Raw genomic sequence first — 12,599 nt, 5'->3', positions numbered from 1 at the left:
AACAATGGCCCCGCCGATGGAGCTGTTCGACGACGAGCCGACGAGTACTCGCGAGGCCATCATGCAGGCGACGTACGCGGCGCTCGCGAAACACGGCTACGCGGACCTGACGATCCAGCGCATCAGCGACGAGTTCAACAAGAGCAAGTCGCTCCTCTATCACCACTACGACAGCAAGGACGCGCTGCTCGTCGATTTCCTCGGGTTCATGCTCGAACAGATGGAGGCCGACGTTCCCATCCAGGAGTCGGGGAACGCCTACGATCAGCTCATGTCCGCGTTCCGTCACGCGTTCGGCGAACTGTTCGAGGAACCCGATTTCCTGCGCGCGGTGCTGGAACTGCGCGCCCAGGCGGCGACCGACGAAACGTACCGGCGCCAGTTCACGGCCAACGAGGAGTTCATCCAGTCGAAACTGGCCGAGATCGTCAGGAACGGCATCGACGAGGGAACGTTCCGTGACGTCGATCCCGACCGAACCGCCGAGATGCTGCTGACGGTGATCGACGGGGCGATCCTCCGGCAGGCGACGATCGACGACGTGGACGTCGACGTCGTCCGCCAGGAGCTAGACGCCTACGTCCGAAGTCGGCTGGTCACTGACGACGTCGAGATCGACGCCTGATCAGTCCCGCCTGGCCCGCTCTCGCCACTCCCACTTCTGGGTCCGCTCTGCGACGTGACGCTGGCCGTCCGCGACGGCCTCGCGCGTTTCCGTCTCGAACGTCCGGATGTCTGCGAGAATGTCCTCCTGGAAACACTCCAGCACGTCGTAGGACCAGCGGTCCTCGTCGATGACGCCCCGGGGGAGGTACTGGTCCCGGAGCGCGTTCGCCAGCTCCTCGTACCCACACTCCCGGAGCATCGTCTCTGCATCGGCCAGGTGGTCCATCGCGTGCCCCGTGTTGTGGTGGAACTCGATCAGGTGTCCGTGTGCCCGCTGTAACCACTCGAGTCCCAGTTCGACCTGGTGGAGGGCCTCGCGTTCCTGTTCAGTCAGGGCCGCGGCCGCGTCCGTCTGCTCGTCTTCGTCCATGTCTCCGTCTAGCACACTGGCGGGTTTGTACCTGACGCGGCACGGCGTGGCCGACCACAATCCATAGGTGCGCCACGACCGACTACGCTGTATGCGCCGCCGCCAGTTCGTATCTGCGTCCGTCGGCGTCTCGCTCGGCTCCGGCGTCGCGATCGGAGCGCCCTCCACTCGCTCTCGACCGACGGCTGACGCGTTCGCCCCGCTCGGTACCGTCGCGGTCGACGGCATCAAAGAGGCAGTCGTCGGTCCCGACGGGACGACCGTCTACGCGGCTGCGACGGACGGCTTCGCCACGATCGACGTCGCCGACCCGGCGAACCCGACCGTCCTCGCCGACCGACGGAACCTCCTCGCCGATCGCGCGTCCGGTCCACTGTCCCAGATCTACGACGCCAAGGTCGACGGCGACCGACTCGTCGTCGTCGGTCCGGCGAACCCGAAACAGAACGCCCTCAACGCCGCGATCTTCTACGACGTGTCCGATCCTGCCGACCCGCAGCGACTCGGCGTCCACGAGACCAGCTATCCGATTCACAATTGCTATTTCGCGGACGGCGTCGCCTACCTTTCGGCCAACCGCTACCAGCGCAACGGTCTCACGCTCGTCGAAGTCGGCGACGAGCCGACGCAGGTCGGGTCCTGGTCGCTCTTCGACCGGTCGAAGCGGTGGGGCGACGTCTGGCCCGGCCTGTGGCCGGTCCACGACGTCTACGTGCAGGACGACAGAGCGTATCTCGCACACTGGGACGCCGGTACCTGGATCGTCGACGTCTCGGACCCGCGCTCTCCCTCGCTGCTCTCCCAGGTCCGCGGTCGGTCGGCCGACGCCCTGGCGTCGCTGGGGCAGGCCCAGAGCGGCCTCGAAGCCCTCCAGCCGCCGGGCAACGACCACTACGTGGCCGTCGACGAGGACGCGTCCGTGCTCGGTATCGGCATCGAATCCTGGGACGCAGAACAGGGCGACGGCCGCGGCGGCCCGGGCGGGGTCGAACTCTGGGACGTCTCGGACCCGACGGCGCCCAGTCGGCTCTCGACCATCGCGCCGCCCCCGTCGTCGGACCCCCGATACAGCGGCGAGTGGACCACCTCACACAACTTCCAGTTCGCCGGCGACCACCTCTACACGTCCTGGTACCAGGGCGGGATCAAGGTGTTCGACGTGAGCGACCCCGCGAGTCCCACCGAGGTCGCCGCGTGGCGCGACTCGGAGGCGGCGAGTTTCTGGAACGCGCAGGTCGCTACCGAGGCCATCGTCGCACCCAGCGGGATCGATCGCCGACAGGACGTCACCATCACGGATCGCCTCTACACCTTCCCGATCCCCGACGCGGCCGCAGCGTCTCTCCGGGGCAACGAGACGGCCACAGAAACAGGGACGGGGACAGGAGCAGGATCGACGACCGACGCCAGCGGTCCCGGGTTCGACGTCACCGCGGCACTCGCCGGGCTCGGGATCGAGGCCTGGCGGCGTCGCCGCTAGAGGGCGTTCTCGACGGCTGCGGCGACGCCGCGTGCTTTCTCGGCCAGGTCCGCGGCGACGTGTCCGGCGTCGACGGCCGCGTCGAGTTCGTCGTCGTCCACGCGCTCGACCGTGCCGTCGCCGTGTTTGACCACGTCGACGTGGAGGTCGACGTAGCGGACGGTCGAGGGGAACACTTCGACGGGCGTACAGACGTTGACGTACGTTCCCTTCCGCTCGTTGTCGGCGTCGCGGTACACCGTCGCGTACCACCAGCGCCCCTCCTTGAACTTCGTCACCGCGACGTCGCCGGCTTCGATGTCCACGCCGAGCGCGTCGAGGGTGCCGCCGGGCGTGAGTTCCCGACGCAACGTGAGCGTTCCCGCGGGATCGAACTCGGCCACGTCGCCCCGGCCGAGGCTGATGTACCTCCCGTCGGGTTTGCCGTGGCCGATCTCGACGCTGTCGTCGGCGCGCGGGCCGAACTGTCGGGTCACCACGTCGAACGGGAAGTTCGACTCCCCGTCCCCGTCGACGTCGCCACAGATCGCCTCCGCGAAGTCGACGGCCGCGCTGGCGCTGTCGTCGCCGGCCTTGATGCGGTGGTGGCCGGGCATGGTCGGGACGCTCGCGGCTCGCTCCTCGTCGAGCGCGAAGCGCGCGTCGCGGCCGAACCAGCACCACAGCGTCGCCGCGCCGTCCCAGAGACAGGCCGGGGCCTCGTCGTCGGGATCGGGCGCCTCCGCGAGCGCGTCGTCGATGCGCTCGGCCCTCGCGTTCGTCGCTGCCAGCGCGTCGTCGAGCGCACTGAACTCCGCGTCGTCGGCCAGTCGCCCCCAGCGGACGGCCCAGCCGTCCAGCGGGTCGCTGCCGATGAGATCGACGATGTCTGCGGGGCCAGTCCCGGTTCGCTGCCGCCCGCCCCGGACCAGGCCGGCCAGCGTTCCGGGGAGTTTGACGTCCGCGTCCAGCAGCGGCCGGTCCGATCCCCACGGGGCGGCGGGCTCGCGAACCTGCACGCGGACGCGGTCTCCCTCGGTCACGTGGTCCGGTGAATTGTTGAACGGGAGGAACCCCTCGCCGTTGCTGGCGGCGACCGACGCCGCCCCAGTCTGCGGGGTCGGCCCGACGCCGTCGCCGAGGTCGACGACGGCACCGCTGCCCAGCGTTTCCCGGACCACGCCGTTGAACACCGCGTCGCGCGGGAGCGGGTCCGTCCAGACGAACGTGTCCAGGCCTACGTCCGCGAGGAGCGCCCCGACGCTGCCGACCGCGTCCCCGTCGCCGGTGACGCCGACGCCCTGGCGGTCGTCAGTGGTCTCGACGGCCGCGTCCGCCGGCACGAGTTCGAACTCGCTTTCGAACCGGTCGTCGATCGCCGGCGAGGGCTGGACCACCGAGAGGTCGGCGTGATCGGCGAGCAGGCCGGTCAGTGCGGTGCTGTAGATGCCGCGGACGCGGACGTTCATAGCGCGTCGGGGTCGGTGGTGAACTTCACGCGGTCGTGGACCGTCGGTCCGAGCGTCAGCTCCACGGTGTCGTCGGTGAGGACGCGGCCGTCCTCGACGTAGACGCCCCAGCCGTCGAACTTGAGGTACCCGCGGAGGTCGGCGCCGTGGGTGTAGAGGTCGACGTACTCGACGGTGTGCTCGACGACGTCGCTGCTGCTGTGGGCCATGTCCATGTCGGAGTGAACGGCGTCGAGATCGTCGAAGAACGCTTCGAGTTCCGCGGCCGTTTCTTGCGTGGCGTCGACGACAGACGCCGAGGCAGCCTCGATCTCGTCGGTGTCGAGGCCGGCCTCGCGGAGCGCCTGTTGTGTCCGCTGGTCGAAATGCATACGCGCGGCTACGAAACGAACGCTTGAAAACGTCGCGAAAACGGGCTGCCTACATTATCAGGTTCAGGATCTGAACGCCGATCCCGAACAGACCACCGAACGCCACGACCGTTCGTGGGTCGATCCGAATCGCGTTCCGATCCTCGGCGTCGAAGTATCGGACGAGCCCGGCACTCGACATCAGGCCGCCACCGTCTTGACTACTCATACTGATCCATCGCCGTCCCCGGTGCCTAAGCTTTTCGCCTTGCGCGCTCGAGAATCCCGACGATATCTCCACAGTGGAAACCCTTATCGGGACCGCTGGACAACGTTCCGCGTAGGCCAATGACAGTCACGCTCAAGGATTTCTACGCGGACTGGTGCGGTCCCTGTAAGACGCAGGACCCCATCCTCGATGAACTGGAAGACGAGTGGGAGTCGGTCGAGTTCGAGAAAGTCAACGTCGACGAGGAACAGGACGTGGCCAACGAGTACCAGGTACGTTCCCTGCCGACGCTCATCGTCGAGAACGACGACGGCATCGTCGATCGCTTCGTCGGCGTCACGCAGGCCGACGACCTCGAAGCAGCGCTCGAAAAAGCCAGCGCCTGACCGGGCGTCCGTTTTCCGGCGTTCGCCACCGCCTGAGCGACTGGACTCGACGGCGGCCGGGCGGCTACTAGACGGGTGAAAAACGAGACGGGACGGTTACAGCACGAGCTGCGCGCAGGACCCACAGAGGTTCTCTTCTTTGACGTCGACTTCGCGCACGGTCGGCGAGAAGTTCATCACACAGCGCTTGTTGTCGCAGTGCTCCAGGCCGAGGGTGTGACCGATCTCGTGGACGACTTCCTTCCGGACGCGATCCGAGAAGATGTCGCCGGCCGACCGGTTTGAGAACCCGCCGTCGGAGGACGTCTGTAAGCGATACGTGGAGATGACGCTCCCGTTCCCGTCGAGATACGCCAGCCCGAATACGTAGTTGCGCCGGCGGTAGAACAGGTCCTTCGGCGTAATCGCGATGTTCTTCTCCCCCGAGCCGGTGCGGCTCGCGAGTTCGATGAACTCCTCGGCACGGAACTGGTCGCGATTAGCATCGTAGGACCCGTCGGGGACGGGCTGGGCGTCGTGGACCGTCACGTCACAGTCGTAGACAGTCCGCAGCCCGGCGGAGGCTTCCCGTTTGACCATTGCGGGGACGTCTCCGACCGGCACGATGTCGACGTGCATGCCAACGCCTATGGTGGGACCACCCATAAACATCCCGCCGTGTCCGCTTCTCGTAACGACGCACTCGTCGCTCGACTGGCTCCCTTCGACGCCCTCGTCGAAATCGGCGTCGGCAACCGGCCCGACGTCGCCGCCGCGCTCGCCGACCGCGGCTGCTCGGTCGTCGCCACTGACGTCTACGATCAGTCCGTCCCGGACGGCGTCCGGTTCGTCCGCGACGACGTCACCGAGCCGGCGGCCGACGTGTACGCCGACGCCGACGCCATCTACGCGCGCAATCTCCCGCCGGAACTCCACCGCCCGACGCTCGAACTCGCCCGTGAGCACGGCGCTGCCTTCCTCTTTACCACGCTCGGTGGCGAGCAACCGCTGGTCCCCGTCCGCCGGGAGACGCTCCCGGTCGGGACGCTGTTCGTGGCCGACGACACCGGTCCCGAGTGACGCCATCGGCGCTCGACAGACCAGAAGCGGTTTTCAACCCCCAGTTCCTTTGCCCGTCCATGCAGGCAGATGCGGTCGTGCTCGACATCGACGGGGTGCTCGTCGACGTCGCCGACTCGTACCGCCGGGCCATCGTCGAATCGATCGAGCAGGTCTACAGTGACACCATCAGCCGGGCCGACATCCAGCAGTTCAAGGACGCCGGCGGGTTCAACAACGACTGGGAACTGACGTACGCGGCGGCGCTGTTCGTGCTCGCCCGTCAGTACGGGTTCGACCGCGACGTCGAGGGCTTTACCGACATGATCGCCGCGACCGGCGGCGGACTCTCGGCCGCCGAGACGGTCGTCGTCGACGCCGTCGGACCGGCCGAGCGCGAGCGGATCTACGACGCCTGGGACACCGAGCGACTCCGGGACGTCTTCCAGCAACTGTACCTCGGTAGCGACCTGTACCGCGACCTCGAAGGCGGCGACCCGGACCTCGACGCGTCGGGGTTCATCAACGACGAACCGGTGCTGATCGACCCCGAGACCGTGAACCGGCTCACTGACGCGTTCGCGGTCGGCGTCCTCACGGGTCGCCCCGCTGCCGAAGCCGACATCGCGCTCGACCGGGTCGGCCTGGACGTCCCCGACGACCACCGGTTCACCATGGACGACTGGGAAGAGGGCAAACCCCATCCACGCGCGCTGACGACGCTGGCCGACCGACTGGACGCCGAGACGGTGACGTTCACCGGCGACACGCTCGACGACGTCCGGACGGCAGTCAACGCGGCGGACGCCGACCCCGACCGGTCGTACCACGGCATCGGCGTGCTGACGGGCGGACTCACCGGCGAATCGGGACGCGAGAAGTACGAGCGCGCGGGCGCCTCGCTGGTGCTCGATTCGGTCAACGATCTGCCCAGCGTGCTCGACTCCTCTTGAGACGGCCGGTGAACCACCGAAACTGACAGGTTCCTCGCGTCGCCTATGGCTCGTATGAACCGCGAGCCGGTGGTCGTCAACCCCGCAGTGCTGGCGTGGGCGCTCGGCTTCGGGGTCTTTCTCGCGTTCGCCGGGGCGGCCGCCGTCGCGCCGCCGAACCCTCGCACCCAACTGGCCGTCGCGGCACCCCTCTTGCTGATCGTCGTGCCGGTGGTGTATCTGGTCCTCGACGCCGACGACGTGGCGAACCACGAGGAGCGCTCGTGGGTTCCCCTCCCGTATCTCGTCATCGTCACGCTGACGAGCGTCCTCGCCGCGGCGCTCGTTCCCGTTCCGACGGCGGGCGTCACTGCGATCACGGCGCGTGGACTGGTGTTCCTGGTGCCGTTCGGGCTGGTGTCGTGGCTGGCTATTCGCATCGGCTCGACCGGTGACTACGCGACGGCGATCACGAAGTGAAGACCGGCAACGTCGGCCGCTCGCACAACGCTTAACGTGCAGACGCCGAACTGTAGGATATGCGAATCGCACTCCTGGGCGGGACTGGCGACATCGGCGAAGGACTGGCGCTCCGGTGGGCCTACGACACCGACCACGACGTCATCGTCGGGTCGCGCGAGGCCGACCGCGCCGCGGCCAAGGCCGACGAGTACGAAACCGAACTCGACAGCCGCGGCGTCGACGTCGACATCGCCGGCCTGGCAAACGACGAGGCCGCGGCCAGAGCCGACGTGGTCGTCCTCGCCGTCCCCGCGTACCACCTCGCAGACACCATCGAGGCCGTCGCCGACGAGGTCGACGAGAACACGATCTTCGTCAGCCCCGCCGTGGGGATGAAACGCGACGAAGACGGCTTCCATTACAACCGGCCCGGCGCCGGCAGCGTCACGGAACTCGCCGCGGGGGCCGCGCCCGACGACGTGCCGGTGGTCGGTGCCTTCCACAACCTCCCGGCCGCGCGTCTGGCGAATCTCGACGCCGACCTGGGCATCGACACGGTCGTCGTCGGCGACGACGAGGACGCGGTCGATTTCGTCAGCGAACTCGCCGGTGACATCGAGGGACTGCGCCCCGTCGACGGCGGCCCGCTCGCCAACGCCGCCGAGATCGAGGCCATCACGCCGCTGCTCATCAACGTCGCCAAGTACAACGACGGGATGCACGACCTGGGCGTCGAGTTCCGCTGACTGGTCGCCGCCGCCGGGTCTCCCCGCTTTGACCGCTGTGGTCGCGCCAGCGTCGCTCGCTTCGTGCGACCTCGACTCGCAGTCTGCAGGTATCAGCCGTGATTTTCGGACGCCTGGAATCGCTCGCTGGTCCGAGACGAACTCCCAGTGATCGGACGGAGACCCGGTATCGAGTCCCTGTCACGTGTCGTTCGAAGGGATATTCTTACATGGAACCACGCGAGTAGTGTGTTACACATGGTCAAGTCGACAGTTCGATTCTCCGAGACGGTAATGGACCGGGTCGAAGAGATGGTCTCGGAGGAGTCGTTTTCCAGCAAGTCGGAGTTCCAGCGCTTCGCCGTCGAACTCGTGCTCTCGGAGGTCGCCGATTACGAACCGGAGATGCTCGATTTCGACGAACTCCGCGAGCAGGTGCTGCCGAGCACGACGCTCATCAGCGAAGCCGAAGGGACCACCGAGGCGGACGATCAGTTCTACCAGACGGCCGCTCGGGTCCGTCAGTTCGCCATTCGGGGCGAACTCGACACCGCCGAGGAGTACATCGACACGAACTATCCGTCGACTGACCCGCGCTGTATGCTGCTGGACGAACTCCTCGATCCGTATCGGGACGACGAATCCGACGACGAATAACGAGGCACGATCTGATCGACTTGACCACCGTTCAGAACTCGACCGTTACCGGCTGGATGTTCCGCCGATCGAGATAGCGTTCGAGGTGCCGGACGCGCTCGCCGACCTCGCCCGGTTTGTGTGCGTCAGTCCCGACAGTAACCGGGACCTCGTACTCCGCGAGCACGTCGAGAAACTCGGGACTGGGATGGAACTCGCCGTACTCGCCGAGCGCACGGCCGGCGTTCAACTCGGGGATCGTCCGCGAGTCGGTGAACGCTTCGGCGACCCGGCGGTACTGGCTCTCGGTGGCGTATCCTCGCAGGGCCGGATTGCGCTCGATCAGGTCGATGTGGGCCGCGATGTCGAACAGTTCGGACTCGACGAGGGCGACGAGCTGATCGAAATACTGCTCGACCAGCGCCTCGCAGTCGGCGTCGCTTTGCCGTTCGAAGTACCGCTCGACGTGGACGTTGACGCCTTCGAGGTGGTGCACGCTGCCGATGGCGTACTGGAACCCAGCTCGGTCGAGGAACGACCGGATCTGGCCCTCCTCCGCTGGGTGATAATCCATCTCTACCCCGTCGTAGATGGCGATGTCCGTCTCCTCGCGGAGCCGTTCGATGGCCTCTCGTCGCCGCTCGTAGGTCTGATCGAGATTGAACCCCAGCAGGTGTTTCTGTTCCTGGATCTCCTCGCGATCTGAGACGCTGCAGTGATCCGCGATGCCGACCCCGTCGAGGTCTGCTTCGGCGGCTGCTCGGACCATCTGGAACAGAAAGCGGCCGTCGGAGTACGTCGAATGGACGTGGTAATCCCGGTCCATCTCGTGGGGGCAGTGTTCGCCCGCGGACCGGATAACTGGTTGTTGCGTTTCAGACGTCGATGTGTCACGGGCGCTGGCCGCGTTCGGGCGAGTCGCTCAGGACCCGGGACCAGCACGTATATCAGGTCAGTGGCACGAACGGTTCCATATGAACTCCCTCGAACTCTGGATTCGGCTGGGTGCGGGGCTGCTGTTGATCCTGGCCAACGGCTTTTTCGTCGCCATCGAGTTCGCGCTGACGCGCGTTCGCCAGTACCCGAAAGCCGAGTTCGACGAGCCGGGACTGCGCCGCGCCTGGCAGATGACCCAGGACCTCGAAATCTATCTGACGAGCTGTCAGGTGGGGATCACCGCCTCCTCGATCGCGGTGGGGATCGTCGCCGAACCGGCGCTGGCGGCGCTGTTCGAGCCGGTCTTCCGCGACACGACGCTCGCGTCCGTGGGGGCCGGCGGGCTCATCGCCTTCCTCATCATCAACCTCCTCCACCTGACCCACGGCGAGCAGACGCCGACGTACCTCGGCGTCGAGCGGACGAAGTTCGTCGCCCGCTACGGCGCGACGCCGCTGTACTGGTTCGCGTGGCTCGTCTCGCCGGCCATCAAGATCGGCGACGGCGTCGCCAAGTGGACGCTCAAGCTGTTCGGCGTCGAGATGACCGGCGCGTGGCTCGAAACCGAGACGGACGTGATCGAAACCCGCGCTGATCTGCGCAAGCGCCTGGATTACCTCCTCGAACAGGGAGAACTTCCCGAGGAACGCCGCGAGGAGATCCGCAACGCCTTCCGCATCGGCGAGGAACCGATCAGCGCCGTCATGACCGATGCCGAGAACGTGGTCTTCCTCTCGACCGACGCGTCCGTCGACGAGAACCTCGACCGTATCGGATCGAGTCCGCACACCCGGTTCCCGCTCGTCAGTGAGGACGTGGAGGACTTCCGGGGCATCGTGTACGCTCCGAAGGTGATCGACGCGATCGATCGGCTCCGGGCCGGCGACACGACGTTCGAGGAGATCGCGGCACCGCCGATGACTATGGCCGCGGACACGACTATCAGCGACGCCATCGACCAGTTCCAGGCCGAGCGGCAGGAACTCGCGCTCGTCTTCGCGGACGGCGAGGTCGTCGGCTCGCTCACGGCGACCGACGCGCTCGAAGCCGTGATGGGCGACATGCAGGACCCGCTGGACGTCGAATACGGCTTAGAAGCGTGAGAAAAGCGACCGAACTCAGTCGGCGGCGGTCGACGTGTCGTTCTGCTCGCCTCCGTCGGTCTGTTCGCGGATGCTTTTGATGCTGGCCCAGATGATCGCGCTGCTGACCAGGAGCGCGGCGCCGAAGATCAGCGCCATGCTGATCTGGTTCAGGATCTCCATGTTGTACGTGTTGCCGAGGTTCTTGCTGGCGACGGCGGCCGCACCCGCCAGCAACATCGCCGCGAAGTAGCCCGTGATCTCGTCTTCGTCCACGAGGGCGGTCGCACCAGCACCGATGCGGGCACCCATCGCGCTTCCGGCGAGCAGCGGCAGGACGATCGAGAGGTCGACGGCGCCGGACATCCCGTAGGTGAAGGCGCCGAACGCGCCCGAGGCGGTGATCTGGAACACGTCGGTCCCGACCGCGACGGCGGCGGGGACGCCCAGCCCGTACATCATCGCGGGCATGAGCAGGAAGCCGCCGCCGACCCCGAGAAAGCCCGAGAGGACGCCGATGACGAGCGCCATGGCCAGCGCCAGCCACAGCGATACCTGCGTCCCGCCCTTGATGGTCACCATCGGCGGAATCTCGAACGCCTGGAGTTTCTGTGCGATCGCTGGGTCTTCGCCGCTTTCGCCCGTGTCCTCCGTCCGTGCGTCACGGAGCATGAACAGGCCGACGGTCGCCAGCAGGCCGATGTACGAGAGGCTCACCACGAGGTCGGCGAAGCCCAGCCCCTTCAAGAGATAGACGATCTCCTTCCCGACCTCGATGCCGGCGGTCATGCCCACGATGAACATCAGCCCGAGCTTGTAGTCGACCTGGCCGTGATCGCGGTGCCGGAGCGCTGCGATGACGGAGGTCCCGAAGACGAACGCCAGGCCGGACCCGACCGCGGTCGTCGAGTCGTATCCCATGACCAGCAGCGCTGGCGTCACCAGGAACGATCCACCCATCCCGAAGAAGCCAAAGAGCGTTCCGATGAGCAGGCCGAACCCGACGAACAGGCCGAGTTGCGTCGCCGCGATGCCGAACAGTTCCATCGCCACTGTCAGCTTCCTCCGAGGAATTTCTTGAGCTTCCCGGACACTGCCGTCGTGACCGCGCCGTAGACCACGTACAGTACCATCGCTTCCAGGAGGACGGCGCCGACGTTCTGGATCGCCTGTCCCGCCGGGCCGAGCGATTCGAGTCCTAACATCGGTCAACCACCACGTACCCGCGTGTTCGCGTTGCGTTCATTGACAACCGAATCTCAAGCTATCCCCCTATAATAGTATTGTGGGTAGTGCGCAAGATAGAATATCCGTAGGTTTGGAATCACGTCACGGATAATATCCATAACTTATCGGTTTTCGAACGTGGGGGTGATGTCGGGGGTTCTGCCGCGAATAGCCGAGGGGTTATAAATTCGAACCTGTGTCAAAACTCTACACGACCACTCGCGCGCGCTGCCGACCGCGCTCTTGTGACAGGAACGAATCACTCGCTGCCGTCACTCGTCGTTGGACTGAACGCGCGCCGGCGGCACCGCTCGAACGTCGGTGTCGGGCGGGAAGACAGTGGAAAACGGGGTTACGCTGAGTAGTAGTACTCGCCGTTTTTCTTCTGTTCGCGATCGAGCTGGCTGCCCGGCTTGTTGACGCGCGGGCGCTTGGTCCGCTCGTCGCGGCGGAACGTGATGTCGTACCTTTTTCTCGTCGGGGTTTCCTCGGCTGCCGCAGGCAGCCTGTGGGAACCCCTCCTCGGAAAAGCTACGCTAAAAAAAGCCGGACGCGCCGACGGCGCGTCCGGTGTCTTCGTGAGTGACCGCAGGGAACGAGCGAATGGCTCAGAAGACGAGCAAAGCGAGTCT

General features: G+C 66.2%; 18 protein-coding genes. 9 read left to right on the top strand and 9 right to left on the bottom strand.

Annotated features, from left to right (window positions below):
• Nucleotides 1-4 precede the first annotated feature (4 nt).
• Nucleotides 5-625, top strand: coding sequence for a TetR/AcrR family transcriptional regulator (locus ACFR9U_RS12200; protein WP_247380719.1), 621 nt, complete (start codon nucleotides 5-7; stop codon nucleotides 623-625).
• Here ACFR9U_RS12200 and ACFR9U_RS12195 read toward each other — a convergent pair whose 3' ends face one another.
• On the bottom strand, nucleotides 626-1,036 hold the full coding sequence (locus ACFR9U_RS12195) for a hypothetical protein (RefSeq protein WP_247380721.1): 411 nt from the start codon (nucleotides 1,034-1,036) through the stop codon (nucleotides 626-628). It lies immediately after the preceding gene.
• 91 nt (nucleotides 1,037-1,127) lie between these two features.
• Between ACFR9U_RS12195 and ACFR9U_RS12190 the strand changes: the two genes are divergently transcribed.
• Entirely contained in the window at nucleotides 1,128-2,516 is a 1,389-nt protein-coding gene (locus tag ACFR9U_RS12190; protein ID WP_247380723.1) for an LVIVD repeat-containing protein, read from the top strand.
• Here the strand turns inward: ACFR9U_RS12190 and ACFR9U_RS12185 are convergent.
• The 3 genes from ACFR9U_RS12185 to ACFR9U_RS12175 are packed head-to-tail and all read right to left on the bottom strand — an operon-like array spanning nucleotide 2,513 to nucleotide 4,543.
• On the bottom strand, nucleotides 2,513-3,964 hold the full coding sequence (locus tag ACFR9U_RS12185) for a ribonuclease FAU-1 family protein (protein ID WP_247380724.1): 1,452 nt from the start codon (nucleotides 3,962-3,964) through the stop codon (nucleotides 2,513-2,515). The two genes, ACFR9U_RS12190 and ACFR9U_RS12185, sit on opposite strands and share 4 nt — an antisense overlap.
• The gene (locus ACFR9U_RS12180) at nucleotides 3,961-4,335 is read right to left on the bottom strand and encodes a DUF7532 family protein (protein WP_247380727.1); all 375 of its coding nucleotides are present in this window, start codon (nucleotides 4,333-4,335) and stop codon (nucleotides 3,961-3,963) included. Before ACFR9U_RS12180 ends, ACFR9U_RS12185 begins: the two co-directional genes overlap by 4 nt.
• A 49-nt stretch (nucleotides 4,336-4,384) precedes the next feature.
• Complete coding sequence (locus ACFR9U_RS12175) at nucleotides 4,385-4,543, bottom strand: preprotein translocase subunit Sec61beta (RefSeq protein WP_247380729.1); 159 nt, start codon at nucleotides 4,541-4,543, stop codon at nucleotides 4,385-4,387.
• 119 nt (nucleotides 4,544-4,662) lie between these two features.
• On the opposite strand from ACFR9U_RS12175, the gene ACFR9U_RS12170 reads away from it, so the two are divergent.
• Complete coding sequence (locus ACFR9U_RS12170; protein ID WP_247380730.1) at nucleotides 4,663-4,929, top strand: thioredoxin family protein; 267 nt, start codon at nucleotides 4,663-4,665, stop codon at nucleotides 4,927-4,929.
• Nucleotides 4,930-5,025: 96 nt separating this feature from the next.
• Here the strand turns inward: ACFR9U_RS12170 and ACFR9U_RS12165 are convergent, their stop codons facing one another.
• Nucleotides 5,026-5,547 (bottom strand): archaemetzincin family Zn-dependent metalloprotease, encoded by a 522-nt coding sequence (locus ACFR9U_RS12165; protein ID WP_247380732.1) that lies wholly within the window; start codon nucleotides 5,545-5,547, stop codon nucleotides 5,026-5,028.
• A 39-nt stretch (nucleotides 5,548-5,586) separates the two neighbouring features.
• Here ACFR9U_RS12165 and ACFR9U_RS12160 point away from each other — a divergent pair, with 39 nt between their 5' ends.
• The 5 genes from ACFR9U_RS12160 to ACFR9U_RS12140 all read left to right on the top strand — a co-directional run bounded on the left by ACFR9U_RS12160 (nucleotide 5,587) and on the right by ACFR9U_RS12140 (nucleotide 8,743).
• Nucleotides 5,587-5,988 carry a UPF0146 family protein gene (locus ACFR9U_RS12160; protein ID WP_247380734.1) on the top strand — a complete coding sequence of 134 codons (402 nt, stop codon included), beginning with the start codon at nucleotides 5,587-5,589 and terminating at the stop codon, nucleotides 5,986-5,988.
• Between the two features lie 59 nt (nucleotides 5,989-6,047).
• Nucleotides 6,048-6,920, top strand: a complete 873-nt coding sequence (locus ACFR9U_RS12155) for a TIGR01548 family HAD-type hydrolase (RefSeq protein ID WP_247380735.1) — start codon at nucleotides 6,048-6,050, stop codon at nucleotides 6,918-6,920.
• Between the two features lie 54 nt (nucleotides 6,921-6,974).
• Nucleotides 6,975-7,379, top strand: a complete 405-nt coding sequence (locus tag ACFR9U_RS12150; protein ID WP_247380736.1) for a hypothetical protein — start codon at nucleotides 6,975-6,977, stop codon at nucleotides 7,377-7,379.
• A 59-nt stretch (nucleotides 7,380-7,438) separates the two neighbouring features.
• Nucleotides 7,439-8,107, top strand: coding sequence for an NADPH-dependent F420 reductase (gene npdG / locus ACFR9U_RS12145; protein ID WP_247380737.1), 669 nt, complete (start codon nucleotides 7,439-7,441; stop codon nucleotides 8,105-8,107).
• A gap of 237 nt (nucleotides 8,108-8,344) precedes the next feature.
• Nucleotides 8,345-8,743, top strand: coding sequence for a transcriptional regulator (locus ACFR9U_RS12140; protein WP_247380738.1), 399 nt, complete (start codon nucleotides 8,345-8,347; stop codon nucleotides 8,741-8,743).
• A 31-nt stretch (nucleotides 8,744-8,774) separates the two neighbouring features.
• Here the strand turns inward: ACFR9U_RS12140 and ACFR9U_RS12135 are convergent, their stop codons facing one another.
• Nucleotides 8,775-9,548: a histidinol-phosphatase HisJ family protein gene (locus ACFR9U_RS12135; RefSeq protein WP_247380739.1), complete on the bottom strand. Its 774-nt coding sequence runs from the start codon at nucleotides 9,546-9,548 to the stop codon at nucleotides 8,775-8,777.
• A 148-nt stretch (nucleotides 9,549-9,696) separates the two neighbouring features.
• Between ACFR9U_RS12135 and ACFR9U_RS12130 the strand changes: the two genes are divergently transcribed.
• Complete coding sequence (locus ACFR9U_RS12130; RefSeq protein WP_247380740.1) at nucleotides 9,697-10,761, top strand: CNNM domain-containing protein; 1,065 nt, start codon at nucleotides 9,697-9,699, stop codon at nucleotides 10,759-10,761.
• 15 nt (nucleotides 10,762-10,776) lie between these two features.
• Here ACFR9U_RS12130 and ACFR9U_RS12125 read toward each other — a convergent pair whose 3' ends face one another.
• From ACFR9U_RS12125 to ACFR9U_RS12115, 3 genes are all read right to left on the bottom strand, one after another.
• Nucleotides 10,777-11,787, bottom strand: a complete 1,011-nt coding sequence (locus ACFR9U_RS12125; protein ID WP_247380930.1) for a sulfite exporter TauE/SafE family protein — start codon at nucleotides 11,785-11,787, stop codon at nucleotides 10,777-10,779.
• Between the two features lie 8 nt (nucleotides 11,788-11,795).
• Nucleotides 11,796-11,945, bottom strand: coding sequence for a DUF7512 family protein (locus ACFR9U_RS12120; RefSeq protein WP_247380741.1), 150 nt, complete (start codon nucleotides 11,943-11,945; stop codon nucleotides 11,796-11,798).
• A 374-nt stretch (nucleotides 11,946-12,319) separates the two neighbouring features.
• Nucleotides 12,320-12,599 (bottom strand): hypothetical protein (locus tag ACFR9U_RS12115; RefSeq protein ID WP_379814406.1); only part of this gene is annotated, 280 nt, incomplete at its 5' end.

The sequence above is a fragment of the Halorientalis brevis genome (assembly GCF_042678165.1).
Classification (GTDB): domain Archaea; phylum Halobacteriota; class Halobacteria; order Halobacteriales; family Haloarculaceae; genus Halorientalis; species Halorientalis brevis.
This window is presented reverse-complemented; position numbering and strand designations above follow the sequence as displayed.